Origin of the sequence: Massilia cellulosiltytica, from assembly GCF_047325105.1 — a bacterium.
Taxonomy (GTDB): domain Bacteria; phylum Pseudomonadota; class Gammaproteobacteria; order Burkholderiales; family Burkholderiaceae_D; genus Telluria; species Telluria orientalis.
On the sequence record NZ_CP168562.1, the window covers coordinates 1,533,667 to 1,546,474 of the forward strand.

The 12,808-nt window shown below is 62.2% G+C and carries 10 protein-coding genes and 3 tRNA genes; 9 read left to right on the forward strand and 4 right to left on the reverse strand.

Features of this window, described 5'->3' with window-relative positions; all coding sequences use genetic code 11:
* Positions 1-12 precede the first annotated feature (12 nt).
* From ACEN9H_RS06740 to ACEN9H_RS06755, 4 genes are read left to right on the forward strand one after another with little or no spacing between them, the layout of a single operon-like run.
* Positions 13-1,197 (forward strand): glycosyltransferase, encoded by a 1,185-nt coding sequence (locus ACEN9H_RS06740; RefSeq protein WP_413674196.1) that lies wholly within the window; start codon positions 13-15, stop codon positions 1,195-1,197.
* On the forward strand, positions 1,181-1,792 hold the full coding sequence (hisH, locus tag ACEN9H_RS06745) for an imidazole glycerol phosphate synthase subunit HisH (protein ID WP_413674197.1): 612 nt from the start codon (positions 1,181-1,183) through the stop codon (positions 1,790-1,792). Before ACEN9H_RS06740 ends, hisH begins: the two co-directional genes overlap by 17 nt.
* Positions 1,792-2,550: an AglZ/HisF2 family acetamidino modification protein gene (locus ACEN9H_RS06750; RefSeq protein WP_413674198.1), complete on the forward strand. Its 759-nt coding sequence runs from the start codon at positions 1,792-1,794 to the stop codon at positions 2,548-2,550. The genes hisH and ACEN9H_RS06750 overlap by 1 nt, the downstream gene beginning before the upstream one ends.
* Positions 2,547-3,716 (forward strand): N-acetyl sugar amidotransferase, encoded by a 1,170-nt coding sequence (locus tag ACEN9H_RS06755; RefSeq protein WP_413674199.1) that lies wholly within the window; start codon positions 2,547-2,549, stop codon positions 3,714-3,716. The genes ACEN9H_RS06750 and ACEN9H_RS06755 overlap by 4 nt, the downstream gene beginning before the upstream one ends.
* Before the next feature lie 31 nt (positions 3,717-3,747).
* Here ACEN9H_RS06755 and ACEN9H_RS06760 read toward each other — a convergent pair whose 3' ends face one another.
* Together ACEN9H_RS06760 and ACEN9H_RS06765 are read right to left on the reverse strand one after the other, a co-directional pair.
* A complete protein-coding gene (locus ACEN9H_RS06760; RefSeq protein WP_413674200.1) occupies positions 3,748-5,145 on the reverse strand; it encodes a tyrosinase family protein in 1,398 nt (465 codons plus the stop codon).
* A 342-nt stretch (positions 5,146-5,487) separates the two neighbouring features.
* The gene (locus ACEN9H_RS06765) at positions 5,488-6,555 is read right to left on the reverse strand and encodes a choice-of-anchor Q domain-containing protein (protein ID WP_413674201.1); all 1,068 of its coding nucleotides are present in this window, start codon (positions 6,553-6,555) and stop codon (positions 5,488-5,490) included.
* Between the two features lie 481 nt (positions 6,556-7,036).
* On the opposite strand from ACEN9H_RS06765, the gene ACEN9H_RS06770 reads away from it, so the two are divergent.
* Positions 7,037-7,612, forward strand: a complete 576-nt coding sequence (locus ACEN9H_RS06770; protein WP_056132335.1) for a methyltransferase domain-containing protein — start codon at positions 7,037-7,039, stop codon at positions 7,610-7,612.
* 43 nt (positions 7,613-7,655) lie between these two features.
* Here the strand turns inward: ACEN9H_RS06770 and uvrB are convergent, their stop codons facing one another.
* The gene (gene uvrB / locus ACEN9H_RS06775; RefSeq protein ID WP_413674202.1) at positions 7,656-9,752 is read right to left on the reverse strand and encodes an excinuclease ABC subunit UvrB; all 2,097 of its coding nucleotides are present in this window, start codon (positions 9,750-9,752) and stop codon (positions 7,656-7,658) included.
* 108 nt (positions 9,753-9,860) lie between these two features.
* Between uvrB and ACEN9H_RS06780 the strand changes: the two genes are divergently transcribed.
* From ACEN9H_RS06780 to ACEN9H_RS06790, 3 genes are all read left to right on the forward strand, one after another.
* Complete coding sequence (locus tag ACEN9H_RS06780; RefSeq protein WP_082577643.1) at positions 9,861-11,072, forward strand: aromatic amino acid transaminase; 1,212 nt, start codon at positions 9,861-9,863, stop codon at positions 11,070-11,072.
* Positions 11,073-11,117: 45 nt separating this feature from the next.
* Positions 11,118-11,193 (forward strand) — tRNA-Asn (locus tag ACEN9H_RS06785).
* 67 nt (positions 11,194-11,260) lie between these two features.
* Positions 11,261-11,336 (forward strand) — tRNA-Asn (locus tag ACEN9H_RS06790).
* A gap of 42 nt (positions 11,337-11,378) precedes the next feature.
* Here ACEN9H_RS06790 and purT read toward each other — a convergent pair.
* Positions 11,379-12,581 (reverse strand): formate-dependent phosphoribosylglycinamide formyltransferase, encoded by a 1,203-nt coding sequence (gene purT, locus ACEN9H_RS06795; RefSeq protein WP_413674203.1) that lies wholly within the window; start codon positions 12,579-12,581, stop codon positions 11,379-11,381.
* Positions 12,582-12,683: 102 nt separating this feature from the next.
* Between purT and ACEN9H_RS06800 the strand changes: the two genes are divergently transcribed.
* Positions 12,684-12,759, forward strand: a tRNA-Asn gene (locus ACEN9H_RS06800).
* Positions 12,760-12,808: the final 49 nt, after the last annotated feature.

Sequence of the window (12,808 nt, forward strand, 5' to 3'; positions counted from 1 at the left end):
AGGGGAGAGACCTTGATCAACATTCACCTGTATCCGTCGCCGTTCCTGAACGAGAGCCGGATCCTGCGCGAGGCCTGTTCGCTGTCCCGCCTGGCGCTGTTCGACCGCATCGACCTGGTCGGCGTGGGGCGGGAAGGCCTGCCGGCGATCGAGGATCTACAGGACAATATCCGGATCGTGCGCATCGGACAGCGCAGCGGCGACCGCCTGATCGGCAAGCTGAGGCGCACCGGCGACTGGACCCGCGCGGTCTACCAGCGCTATCGCGACGACAAACTCGGGTGCATCAACTGCCACAGTATCGCCACATTGCCGCTCGGCGTCCTGCTGAAGCGCGCCACCGGCGCCAGGTTGGTGTATGACGCCCACGAACTGGAGACGGAGACCAATGGCCTCGGCGGCGTGCGCAAGTGTCTTACGCGGTGGGCCGAACGCGCCCTGATCCGGCACGCCGACCATTGCATCTTCGTCGGGCATGCGATCGAACAATGGTATGTGCGCAAGTACGCTTTACGCAACGTCACGGTCCTCTACAACTGCCCGCCGCGCCGCAGCGTGAACCCGGCCGATTATTTCCGCAAGGCGTATTCGATCGATGCCGGCATGCCGATTTTCCTCTACCAGGGCTTCATCGGCGAGGGCCGTGGAATACGCAACTTGGTCGAAGCGTTTGCCGGCCTGGCCGGGCGCGCGGCGCTGGTCGTGATGGGGTACGGCCCGCTGGCGGACTGGATTGCCGGGGAAGCGACACGCCATGGGGGCATCCATTACCACCCGGCGGTCGCGCCGGAGCGCCTGCTCGATTACACCGCGGCGGCCGATTTCGGCCTGTCGGTGATCGAGGCCACGTCGCTCAGCTACGAGTACTGCATGCCGAACAAGCTGTTCGAGTACGTGATGGCGCGCAAGCCGGTGCTGGTTTCGCCGACCCGCGAGCAGAGCGAGTTCGTGCGCAGGCACGGGATCGGCGAAGTGACGAGCGACGCCTCGGCGGCGGCGATCCGCGCCGGCGCGCTGCGCCTGCTGACGCGCGACCAGCGCGTCCTGCAGGATGCGCTGGTGCGGACCGCCGACGAATATTGCTGGGAAGGGCAAGAGGCGAAGCTCGAGATCGTCTATCTGAATGCGCTGGGCATGCGTTCGCGCACGTACGGCCAGGGCCACCAGGGGGAGGTGCAGCATGATCTCTGTCATTGACTACGGCGTCTGCAATCTCGGGTCGATGCTCAACATGCTGCGCAAGGTCGGTGCCGAGGCGGAGCTGGTATCGACCGTCGCGGCGCTGGAGCGGGCCGGGAAGCTCGTCCTGCCCGGCGTGGGCGCCTTCGACAATGGCATCTGCGCCCTGCGGGAGCGTGGGCTGGCCGAAGCACTGCGCAAGCGGGTACTCCAGGACAAAGTCCCCTTGCTCGGCGTGTGCCTCGGCATGCAAATGCTGGGCCGGCGCAGCGAAGAGGGCGGCATGGAGGGCCTGGGCCTGATCGATGCCGAGGTGCGCCGCTTCCGGTTTGCGCCGGACAGCAGGAACAAGGTCCCGCACATGGGCTGGAACCTGTTGGCGCCGCGCCGCGACGGCCCATTGCTGCGCGAGCTGGGGGCCCGCTCACGATTTTATTTCTGCCACTCGTACCACCTGGTCTGCGCGGATCCCGGCGACGTGCTGGCCACCGCCGACTACGGCGGCGAGTTCGTCGCGGTGCTCCAGCACGACAATGTGTACGGAGTGCAGTTTCATCCTGAAAAGAGCCATCGCTTCGGCATGGCGCTGCTGCACAACTTCGCGGAGCTGTGATGTTGCACCCACGCGTGATTCCCTGCCTGTTGATGCGCAACGGCGGCCTCGTCAAGACGGTCAAGTTCAAGAACGCCCGCTACGTCGGCGACCCGATCAATGCCGTGCGGATCTTCAACGAGAAGGAAGTCGACGAGGTGGTGTTCCTCGACATCGGCAGCGCCGGCGCGCGCGCTGCGCCCGACTTCGATTTGCTGGCAGACATTGCCAGCGAGGCCTTCATGCCGTTTTCCTACGGCGGCGGCATTACCAGCATCGGGCAGGTGAAACGGCTGTACGCGCTCGGCGTCGAGAAAGTCGTGCTCAACACCGCGGCGGCCGAGCAGCCGCGCCTGGTGTCGGAAGCGGCCGCGCTGGCAGGCAGCTCCGGGGTCGTGGTGTCGATGGACGTACGCCGCAGCTGGCTGGGCGCTTATACGGTCTGCGTGGCCGGCGGCACGCGCGACCTGAAGCGCGAACCGGCCGCGTATGCGCGCGCGATGGAACAGCTCGGCGCCGGCGAAATCCTCCTCAACGCGATCGACCGCGACGGCACGCGGGAAGGCTACGACCTCGAGCTGGTACGGCGGGTGAGCGAGGCGGTATCGATCCCGGTGGTGGTCGCCGGCGGCGCGGGAGAGGTGCGGCATTTCCGCGAAGCCACCGAAGCCGGCGCGTCCGCACTGGCAGCCGGCAGCATGTTCGTTTTTCACGGCAGGCACAACGCCGTGTTGATCACGTATCCCGAGTACGAAGAACTGGACAAGGTATTCAAATGACGTCGATTACGGAACACTACAATTATTCGGCCGTGCCGGACCAGGCCTACCGGGTTTGCACCCGCTGCATCATGAACACGGCGGCGGACCGCAGCATCAGCTTCGATGACATGGGCCTGTGCAGTCACTGCCAGCGCTACGACCGGCTGGTGAGCGCGCGCCGGCTGCAGGGCGAGCAGGGGCGCGAAGCGTTGCGGGCGCTGGTCGAGCGCATCAAGGCAGCTGGCCGCGGACGCGAGTACGACTGTATCGTCGGCGTCAGTGGCGGCGTGGACAGTACCTACGTGGCCTGGCTGGTCAAGCAGCACGGGCTGCGCCCGCTGGCGGTACACTTCGACAATGGCTGGAATTCCGAACTGGCGACGAGGAACATCGAGCTGGTGCTGCGCAATCTCGGCATCGACCTGCATACCCATGTCGTCGACTGGGAAGAGTTCCGCGACCTGCAGCTTGCCTTCCTCAAGGCGTCGACGCCGGATGGGGAGATTCCGACCGACCATGCGATCGGCGCCTTGTTGTGGAAACAGGCGGCATCGCGGGGCATCAAGTACATCATATCGGGGATGAATTTCGCCACCGAATCAATCAGCGTGCCGGACTGGTCGTACGGGCATTCCGACTGGCGCTTCATCAGCGACATCCATCGCCGCTTCGGCAGTGTGAAGCTGAAGACTTACCCGCACTTCAGTCTGTTCTACCTGTTTTACGCCAACATCCTGCGCGGCACGCGCATCGTGTCCATCCTCAACTACGTCGACTACGACAAGGACGAGGCCATGGCTTTGCTGAGCAGCCAGCTTGGCTGGAAGGGCTACGGGGGCAAGCACCACGAATCGATCTACACGCGCTTCTACCAGGGCTATATCCTTCCTCGCAAATTCGGCATCGACAAACGGTATGGCCACCTGTCGGACCTGATCAATGCCGGACAGATCAGCCGGGCGCAGGCGCTCGCGGAGATGCAGCGGCCGCCCTACCCGGAAGAGCTGCAGCAGCAAGACCTGGCCTATGTGGCGAAGAAGCTGCGCCTGTCGACGGAGCAGTTCGCGAACATCATGGGGGCGCCGGTCAAGTCATTCAGGGACTATCGCAACCTGTACGGTGTGGTGCAGTTCCTGCGTAATACGGTCAACGCGCTGCGCAAGCGCCATCTCTATCCGCGCTAGGCGGCGACGGCGCTCGCAATCGGCGTCCCGACTAGGCGTCGTTGTCCTCGGTCGAGAGTTCCAGCCGAACTTCGCCGAGGCCGATGACCTGGCCTGTCGGACCCATTTCACCGTCGACCCGTACAAAGGAGACGGACAGCAGGCCGATCCTCGCCGCCACCCCGGCAAAGACGGCGCGCCGCATCCGGTAACGCAACCAGACAGGACTGCCATGGTGCGCCGCGCCGCTGATCTCGAAAGCGCCGAGGGTGCCGATGGGAATTGACTGTGACTTGCCGGAAGCGTTCGGCGGGAGGTTCAGGTCGACCCGATAGTAATATCCTCCGCGCTTGCCGGCTTCGGTGATCATGACGTTATCCAGGACGAGCTGGACGGAACGATAGCGCTGCTGGCTGGCGGGCACGGTGGCGGTGCCTCCGACCCCGATCTGCGCCAGCGCGCGCATGTGTTCCGAACTCACCGGCAACTGCACACCGGTTGACTTCTCATCCAGGCCGATATCGAGCGCGCCGCTGATCGCGAACGTCCGGTCGCTCGTCTGGCGTGTCGGCGATATCCTGAATGAGCCGAGTGGCGGCTGCGTTGTCGCGCGTTCGTTCGGCGCGGCCTGCACGAGATCCGGGGCCGAGGGCGCGGATCGCGCCAACGGCAGCCTGGTCGGGAAGCTCTCGTTCTGGTAGCGGTATCCCAATGTCGTCCGCGTGCTGTAGGTGTATGACCGCCGCAACGTCAGCGTACTCGTGTAGATATGCGACCCGGACCAGTAAGCGCTGCTGATCGCCGGCATCTTCCGTCCGTTACCGGCACTGACCCAGGCCACCCAGAGCCGGTCGACATTGGCATGGTGCAGCCAGAAAATCGGGTCCGTCGGCGACAGCATATCGGACATCACGCCGCCAATGATGTTATGGACCAGATTATGGGGCGCCGATTCGAAACTGGGCTCGAATGCGTTGGCGCTATTCGTCGGGAAATTAATGAGGCTCGAATCGAATGGCGCCATGCTCAGGGCTTGTCGAACGTTATTGTTGACCCGCGCAACGTAGAGCGGATTGTCGGTGCTCGGATTCGTGAACTCGGCCGGTAATGTCGGGTTCGTATAATAATCCCAATACGGCAGGATGAATTGCGGATCGCCGCAAACCGCACGCAGCTGGCGCTCGAAATAATAGAGATAGCCGCGGTGCCAGGCGAAGAAATACGGAATGGAATGCGGGCAACGGTTCAGGTGAATATTCGTCCAGTAAGACCAGCTCCTGGGGTCGGTGGCCTGCGTATTCGCTTTCATGAGCTTTACCGCTCTCAGGAATGAATCATAGCGTGGCGTGGTCTTGAACGCCTGCCATTCCGGGCGGACCATTAGTGTCGTTTGGCCAAATGTTTTAGGGAGAATTGCCGATGCGCCGAGCAACATCGCGGACCGCTGCATAAAATGTCTTCTACCCACCAGATCATGTCTCATCATGCGCTCCTTGAAATATCTGCAGTCTCGAACAGACTCATCTTTTGAGATTTACCGGCGATAAATTGCCGGCAATTGGATATCATGCCGTCTGAAATCCATTGCTAACGCTATGCGCGTCAGTAATGGGATTTTTGATTAACTTCATGTGCTGCAGAGGCAGGGCGAGAAGGGGGATATTCCGTATTTGCGCACTCCGAATTCCACTGGCTTTGACGTTTTTACGCAATTCGGAAGCCGACATGACAACACCCTACGAGCCTGCGCTTCGTAGGGTGTTTGGGAGCAGTGCCGGTACCTCGACAGGATTTAGTTCGCGTTCGTCTCGTAGGCGCCCATGTCGATGTAATAGCCACGGGCCTTGCCGTCGAAGTCGGTCTGGGGCGCGGAAGTGGTCTGGCCCCTGTTGACGGCCGGCGACGTGGTCTTCAAGCGGTAGTTGCCGCCACCGTTGGAGAGGTAGGTAACGAACTGCGGATCGGTGCTGATGATCCCGGTCCTGGTGGCGCTGCTCGGGCTCGCCAGGTCGAAGTTCGTGCGGTTCGCATAGACCAGGTTGTTGGCGACGCTGTTGCCGACGTCTTCGGACGCGATCGGACCCTGGATGCCGCCGCCGTTCGCATAGATGATGTTGTTGTGGATCTGGATGCCGCGGGTCGGGCAGCCGTTGTTGTAGGCTTCCTTGCAGCCGCCGAAATACACGCCGTAGCCGCTGTTGGCGAACAGGGTGTTATTCATGACCAGGATGTTGTGGTCGTCATGACCCATGTTGATGCCCTGGCTGGTCCCATTGACCACGTTGTTGATGATCTTGCCCGACGACGAGTGGTAGATGCCCTGGATCCAGCCGCAGCCACCGCCGACATTGTTCACCCTGTTGCCGATGATGTCATAGTTGCTGTAGGCCGAACCGCGGCCCTGGTCGGCGACGATGCCGCCGCCGCCGCGGTTGTCGCAGCCCGAGGCCATCGCAACGTCGTGGATCCAGCTGTTCTTGACCGACGAATTGCCGCCATTCAGATAGATGCCGACACGCGCGGTGGTGCTGCCGGCGCCATTGATCTGGAAACCGTCGATATCGGTATAGCCGCCCCGGGCGGTCCACATCGTATAGGCGCTGCCGGCCGGACGCAGGATCGCGCCGTACTTCGTGTCCGAAACGAAGCGGATGCGCGCGGACGAGGTCCCGTTCACGGTCGAGGTGATGGTCTCGGTGTAGGTGCCGGGGGCCACGTGGATCGTATAACCGGGTCGTGCCAGGTTGGCGGCGCGCTGGATGGTGCGCAGCGGGGCGGTGCTCGACGTGCCGGTGTTGGTGTCCCGGCCTGCGGTCGACACATACAGGTCGGCGGCCGAGGCGACGGTACAAGTCATCATTGCGACCGCAAAACCAGTCAGCAGGGGGGCGGTCAATGCGTTGTTTGCGAACGAAAAAGTTTTCAAGGGAAAGCCACTCATCAATAAACGAAGGAGTAACTTTGACGAGGGGAAACTGCCAAAGTTCAACGTTTCGCGAAATAAATTTCCCTGAGTAATAGTTTTTCTACAGAAGTTTCTCGTGCGTTATATGTGTGGTCTGATCAAAAACTTGGATGGCCCTGACGCCGTGTTCGACAACAACGGTGTTCGTTTGAACCGGCGAGCATGGCGCTGATTGACCATCGATAAAGGCCGCGCTAGCGAAGGTCGGGAAAATAGATGAAGTCCCAGCTTCGGATCATTTGTCGGAATGTCAATGTCTCACCACAGTGAATCGACTCGCATTCAATTGCAAGACAGAATCGCCACTTGGCTGAGACGACCGCTCGCCCATAAACTGCGCTCGCTTTCGAACAAGGCCGCGGGTGGAGTGAGCTGGATGGAGGACCAGCTGTTCGAAAAATGGCACGGCCTCGACTGCGGGGGCTTTATCGATGGGCACGAACTCGAAACCAGTTATTCGTCGGCGCGCGCGCACTCACGGGCCTACCAGGCCGTTACCTGCGTGGCGATGCGGGCGTTGCTCAATGAGGCAATGAAGACCGGTATCGTATTCGACCATTTCATCGATCTCGGCTCGGGCAAGGGAAAGGCGTGTTTTTATGCTGCCGCGAACTACCGGTTTCGACGGCTCGTCGGCGTCGAGTTTTCGGAGCCGCTGGTGCAGGCGGCGGACCGTAACGTCAGGAAATTTGGCGCCGATAATATCTGCTTCGTCAACGCCGACGCAGCCAGTTTCTCACTTCCGGCCGGAAATAATCTGGTCTACCTGTTCAACCCATTTGGCGAGGCGATCCTGCTCGAATTCCTGAAAAACAATATGGACAAGTTCAGGCGGAGCCAGTCGATCATCGCGTACGCCAACGACAAGCACCGGCTGTGCCTTGCAAAAGCCGGTTTCGTCACGCTCTTCAGGAACCAGGATTCCCAGAGCTCGCTGCACCAATACCTGTAAAGCAAAAGCGGCCTCGAAGGCCGCTTTTGATCTGGTGTGCCGCTTACTTGCCGAGGATAGACACGACGTTGTCCGCCCCCGGCGCGCCGAACGCCTGCTGCTTGAGGATATGCAACTGGTCGCGCACCTGCGCCGCTTTTTCGAACTCGAGGTTCTTCGCATGGTCGACCATGAGCTTTTCGAGGCGCTTGATCTCTTTCGAAATCTGCTTCTCGCTCATCCCCTCGACCTTGGCCGCTTCCTCCGACAAGCCGTTGTCGTTCAGCATGGCCTTCTGCGCGGCCGCGCTGTAGACGCCGTCGATCATTTCCTTGATCTTCTTCTGCACGCCTTTCGGGGTGATGCCGTTCGCTGCGTTGAACGCGATCTGCTTGGCGCGGCGGCGTTCCGTTTCGTCGATCGCGCGCTTCATCGAATCCGTGATCTGGTCCGCGTACAGGATCGCCACGCCGTTCAGGTTGCGCGCCGCGCGGCCGATGGTCTGGATCAGCGAGCGTTCCGAACGCAGGAAGCCTTCCTTGTCGGCGTCCAGCACGGCCACGAGCGACACCTCCGGCAAGTCGAGACCCTCGCGCAGCAGGTTGATGCCGACGACGACGTCGAACGTGCCCAGGCGCAGGTCGCGCAGGATCTCCACGCGCTCCACCGTGTCGATGTCGCTGTGCAGGTAGCGCACCTTGATGCCGTGGTCGGACAGGTATTCCGTCAGCTGCTCGGCCATGCGCTTGGTCAGCGTCGTGACCAGCACGCGCTCGTCCTTCTTGATGCGGTCCGTGATCTCGCCCATCAGGTCGTCCACCTGCGATCGCGCGGGTTTCACGATGACCTGCGGGTCGACGAGGCCCGTCGGGCGCACGACCTGCTCGACGACGTTGTCGGCTTTTTCCTTTTCGTAGTCGGCCGGCGTCGCGGAGACAAAAATGCACTGGCGCATCTTGTTTTCGAATTCCGAGAATTTCAGCGGGCGGTTGTCGAGCGCGGAGGGCAGGCGGAAGCCGTAGTCGACGAGGTTTACCTTGCGCGAACGGTCGCCGTTGTACATGGCGTTCAGCTGCCCGATCATCACGTGCGACTCGTCCATGAACATCAGCGCGTCTTTCGGCAGATAGTCGATCAAGGTCGGCGGCGGCTCGCCCGGCATCGAGCCGGACAGGTGGCGCGAGTAGTTCTCGATGCCTTTGGTGAAACCGACTTCGGCCAGCATCTCGAGGTCGAAGCGGGTGCGCTGCTCGAGGCGTTGTTCTTCCAGCAGCTTGCCCTGCTGGCGGAATTCTTCCAGGCGGTCGCGCAGCTCGGCCTTGATGGAGTCGACGGCCTTCAGCACGGTCGCGCGGCCGGTGACGTAGTGCGAGCCCGGGTAGACGGTGAAGCGCGGGATCTTCTGGCGCACTTTACCCGTCAGCGGATCGAACAGTTGCAGCGATTCGATCTCGTCGTCGAACATTTCGACGCGGATCGCGAGCTCGGCGTGTTCGGCCGGGAAGATGTCGATGGTGTCGCCACGCACGCGGAACGTGCCGCGCGCGAAGTCCATTTCGTTGCGCGTGTACTGCATCTGGATCAGGCGCGCGATGACGTCGCGCTGTGCGACCTTGTCGCCTGTGCGCAACGTGAGAATCATCTTGTGGTACTCGTTCGGATTACCGATACCGTAGATGGCCGAGACGGTCGCGACGATGACGACGTCGCGCCGCTCCATCAGCGACTTCGTGCACGACAACCGCATCTGTTCGATGTGCTCGTTGATCGACGAGTCCTTTTCGATGAACAGGTCGCGCTGCGGCACGTACGCTTCCGGCTGGTAATAGTCGTAGTACGAGACAAAGTACTCGACGGCATTCTGCGGGAAGAACTCGCGGAACTCCGCGTACAGCTGGGCCGCGAGGGTCTTGTTCGGGGCGAACACGATCGCCGGACGGCCGGCTCTGGCGATCACGTTGGCCATCGTATAAGTCTTGCCGGAACCGGTCACGCCGAGCAGCGTCTGGTACATCAGGCCGTCCTCGATGCCTTCCACCAGGCCGTCGATCGCCGTGGGCTGGTCACCCGCAGGCGGGAAGGGCTGGTGCAGCTTGAACGGGGAATCCGGGAACGTGATGACGGTAGGTGCTGGTGAATTTGCAACCGATAAATCTGCCATTGGATCAGACCTTTGCTAGAATGAGAATCCGCCTGCGACCGAGCAACTCTCGAGGTCGCTGTCTATACAACCGCTGCGAAACCCAGCCGACAAACCAAGTTTATCACGATGAATTCCCCAGCTACTGCCAGCATCTTCAGCGCCATCGCCATGGCTCCCCGCGATCCGATCCTCGGCATCACCGAGGCCTTCAATGCAGACACCAACCCCGCCAAGATCAATCTGGGCGTGGGCGTCTACTACGATGACAACGGGAAAGTGCCGCTGCTGGAATGCGTGCAGAAAGCGGAAGCGAAGTTGATGGAACAACCGACGCCGCGTACCTACCTGCCAATCGAAGGCCTGGGTGCGTACGACAAGGCTGTGCAAGAACTCGTATTTGGTGCCGACAGCGCCGTAATTCAAGAGAAACGTGCAGTCACGGTGCAAGCCCTGGGCGGCACCGGCGCGCTGAAGATCGGCGCCGATTTCCTGAAGCGCTTCGCGCCGGATTCGCAAGTCTACATCAGCGACCCGAGCTGGGAGAACCACCGTGCCCTGTTCGAAAGCGCCGGCTTCACCGTCAACAACTACGCCTACTACGACGCGGCCACGCACGGCGTCAACTTCGAAGGCATGCTGGCCGCGCTGAAAGCGATGCCGGAAGGCGCCATCGTCGTCCTGCACGCCTGCTGCCACAACCCGACCGGCGCCGAACTGAACGCCGACCAGTGGGGCCAGGTGATCGAGGTCGTGCGTGCCAACAACCTGATCCCGTTCCTCGACATGGCCTACCAGGGCTTCGGCGACGGCATCGCCGAAGACGGCGCCGTCGTGCGCCGCTTCACCGCTACCCCCGGCCCGCTGCTCGTGTCGAACTCGTTCTCGAAGTCGTTCTCGCTGTACGGCGAGCGCGTCGGCGCGCTGTCCGTCGTCGCATCGACCGCGGAAGAGGCTGCCCGCCTGCTGTCGCAGCTGAAGCGCATCGTCCGCACCAACTACTCGAACCCGCCGACGCACGGCGGCAAGGTCGTCGCGACCGTCCTGTCCACGCCGGAACTGCGTCAGCTGTGGGAAGACGAGCTGGCCGGCATGCGCGTCCGCATCAAGCAGATGCGTGACGAGCTGGTCAAGAAGCTGGCCGAAAAGGCACCGGGCTCGGACTTCGAGTTCGTGCGCAAGCAGGTCGGCATGTTCTCGTACTCGGGTTTGACGAAGGAGCAGGTCGAGAAGCTGCGTGCGGAATCGATCTACGCCGTGGACACCGGCCGCATCTGCGTCGCTGCCCTGAACTCGAAGAACATCGATCGCGTCGTTGACGCCATCGCAAAAGTTCTCTAAAATCTCGCTTCTTTCGCTGCGGCATCTGTCGTAGCGAAAGACGATTCCCTGATAGCTCAGTCGGTAGAGCGACGGACTGTTAATCCGCAGGTCCCTGGTTCGAGTCCAGGTCGGGGAGCCAGATTTTCGCACGGTTGGCCTGCCAACTTTGCAAGCCGTTGGTGAGCGGCTATAATACGACCACCTATTCCCTGATAGCTCAGTCGGTAGAGCGACGGACTGTTAATCCGCAGGTCCCTGGTTCGAGTCCAGGTCGGGGAGCCAGAATTTCAGAAGGGGCATCGAGCGATCGATGCCCCTTTTTCGTTATCGGCCCGATACCGGCTTGACCTTCGACGCCGCCTCCAGCGCCCGCGCACGCGCCGTATCGACATCCTCTGCCGTCGCCAGCGCCACGCCCATGCGGCGGCGCGCGAAGGACTCCGGCTTGCCGAACAGGCGGATGTCGCTGCCCGGCACGCGCAGCGCGTCGGCCACGCCTTCGAACGCGATAGCCGCTTCCTCCAGCTGGCCGTAGATCACGGCGGACGCACCCGGCGCGCGCAGCGCCGTGTTCACGGGCAGGCCCAGGATCGCCTTGGCGTGCAGCTCGAATTCGCTCTGCACCTGCGTCGCCATCGTCACCATGCCGGTGTCGTGCGGGCGCGGGCTCACTTCCGAGAACCACACCATGTCGCCCTTGACGAACAGCTCGACGCCGAACACGCCCTGGCCGCCCAGGTTCGCCGTGACCTTTTCGGCGATCTCCTGCGCGCGCTGCAGCGCGAGCGGTGCCATCGGCTGCGGCTGCCACGATTCGACGTAGTCGCCATGCACCTGCTTGTGGCCGATCGGCTCGCAGAAGCGCGTCTCGACGTTGCCATCGGCACCGACCGCGCGCACGGTCAGCAAGGTGATCTCGTAATCGAAGTCGATGAAGCCTTCGACGATCACGCGGCCCGCGTCCACGCGCCCGCCGGACGCGGCGTAGTTCCAGGCGCTCTCGACGTCGGCCGCGCTGTCCAGCTTCGACTGGCCCTTGCCCGACGACGACATCACGGGTTTAACGACGTTCGGAAAGCCGATCTCGGCGCAGGCGGTCTTGAGCTCGTCTAGGCTGGACGCGAAGCGGTACGGCGACGTGGCCAGGCCCAGTTCTTCGGCGGCGAGGCGGCGGATGCCTTCGCGGTTCATCGTCAGCTGCGCGGCGCGCGCGGTCGGGATGCAGGTGATCGTCCCGGCCGCTTCCAGCTCGGCCAGCTTCGCGGTCGCGATCGCCTCGATCTCCGGCACGACGAGGTCAGGCCGCTCCCGCTCGATCAGCGCGGCGAGGGCGTCGCCGTCCGTCATGTCGATGACGTGCGCGCGGTGCGCGACCTGGTGGCCGGGCGCGTTCGGGTAGCGGTCGACGGCGATCACTTCGATGCCGAGCCGTTGCAGCGCGATGATGACTTCCTTGCCGAGCTCGCCGGAGCCGAGCAGCATGACTTTGGTTGCGGAAGGGGAGAGGGGAGTGCCGAGGGTGGTCATTGGTCAGTAGGGGCAGGTCGGGAAGACGGCGACTATAGCAAACACCGGCGCGCGGTGCGATATTTGGCAATTCCCGGATACCTGCTATAATATTGCCTCAATTCCCTGATAGCTCAGTCGGTAGAGCGACGGACTGTTAATCCGCAGGTCCCTGGTTCGAGTCCAGGTCGGGGAGCCAGAATTTTAAAAGGCCGCGTTATCCAACGCGGCCTTTTTCGTTTCCGCCC